Below are 1683 nucleotides of genomic sequence, written 5' to 3'. Positions count from 1 at the left end.
AACCTATATCAGGGACGTACACAATTGTTTATTGCTAATTGATTATTATTAATTGAATAAAACTGACCACCGTTTACTGAATACTGAGCCAATTGCTTATTGTTTACTGTTTATTGAATAAATTGCTTACCGTCCACGATACGGGGAACAATTTGCATAGATATAACGCGGGAGTCTTCCAAATCGGTAGCGATAGCCAAGCCCTAGGGTGATTCGGTCTCTGAGAGCGCTTTTTAGATCGGCACCAAGGCTAAGGAAGAAGGTACTTCTTTCGGAATGCCGATAGGTTAGGTCTCCATAGGTATATAGGTTATTGTGAGATGGATCCCAGGAGCCGTCAATACCTTCATTTATTACATAACTAGCCTTGGCTCTATAGTCTAAATTGAATATACGGCCCGCCGCGCCTATATGGTGCGCCCTGTAGGTGTTATTGACAATCCCTGTCCCGTTACGGTCTGGGGTGATGAATGGGATCCCTATAACCTCCCCAAAATAGGTATAACCAGAAGGGTAGTAGGTATTATTAAAATAATTGCTAGGACTTTGTAGGTGTTGGTATTCATAGAGAAAACCTTTTATAAAACTATCTTCTGAGGTAGACCAAAAGGCGCCCCATACCCCATCAGGGAAGTTCTTTAATTTAATCCCCGATCGGTTTTCAAAAATGGATTGATGGTAAAGGTGTAGTTGATCCCTGTTTCTAAACTCATATTTATAATCGATATGGTAAGAACCCATTTGGTTTGCCCTAGTGCTTCCTGTGGCACCAAAAACCACTTTTGCCAAATCCCTTACACTATTCGGTTGCGATGCACCTCCCCACTGTGCATAATGGTGTAAACCAAGGGAAAGAGTGGATCTTTGGTAGGGTTTAAAATTAAAGGTCAATTGTTTGTAATGAAGTTTCGCATGGTCTATGGCTCGGTCGTCATTCAGCAGGTAATGTCCAAAGGCCCCTTCGATACTAATAAACTCTGAAAGCTCAATAGGTTCAAAAGAAGCGAATTCGATTCCTGGTATTGCACGGGCATTATTGCTCCACAGGATATCGCCCCCAACGCTGGAGAGTCCCATTAGTTTTTCCTGGCGTCGTTTAGCTCCTAGGGTAAGCTTAAGGTTATGAAGCTCGTACATTCCATAATATTGGTCTAGAGCTATCCCATCTGGATGGTTCTTGTTAACCGCATAGAATGCACTTCCACCTATTACGAGTCTCCCGTACTCCCCAACATAGTTGGAGTATTCAGAACCAATAGTACCTAGGAGTCGCGTACTGGGGTGAATCAGCCCATTGGTGTTGCTATGGGACCAAAACGAGTTATCCTTTTCTTGGAGTAAAAGTAGTAGCCCAACATCGGTGATAAAATGATTCTGAGCGTAGATATTTAAGTGGAGTAGGGTACCTAAAAGAAGAAATCCTAATTTTCTAAACATGATAAGAGATTGGGGTGCTTTAATGTTAAAAATTAAAATCGTGCAATTTATAGAACTTTTTGGTATTTCAACGGGAAAATGAAGACAATGTACCAATGATTAATGTAGCAATTGAGCAATGTGGAAATGTAGCAATGGTTTAATTTGGAGATTTGTTAATTTGAAAATTTGGAAATGGGGGGATTAATGTGGAAATGTACCGATGGGATAATGTAATAATAGGTGAATTTTATAAGTGCTGTGCTA

The 1683-nt window shown here is 40.6% G+C and carries 1 protein-coding gene; it reads right to left on the bottom strand.

The window, feature by feature from the left end; translation table 11 throughout:
• Window positions 1-126: 126 nt before the first annotated feature.
• The gene (locus tag BV214_RS16570) at window positions 127-1437 is read right to left on the bottom strand and encodes a capsule assembly Wzi family protein (protein ID WP_086478609.1); all 1311 of its coding nucleotides are present in this window, start codon (window positions 1435-1437) and stop codon (window positions 127-129) included.
• Window positions 1438-1683: the final 246 nt, after the last annotated feature.

The sequence above is a fragment of the Arenibacter amylolyticus genome (genome assembly GCF_002150785.1).
In the GTDB taxonomy this organism is placed as follows: Bacteria; Bacteroidota; Bacteroidia; order Flavobacteriales; family Flavobacteriaceae; genus Arenibacter; species Arenibacter amylolyticus.
This window is presented reverse-complemented; position numbering and strand designations above follow the sequence as displayed.

What these genes read in the sequence shown, in the direction of transcription:
- BV214_RS16570 (WP_086478609.1), bottom strand. Translation starts at nt 1,437, where the DNA reads ATGTTTAGAAAATTAGGATTTCTTCTTTTAGGTACCCTACTCCACTTA.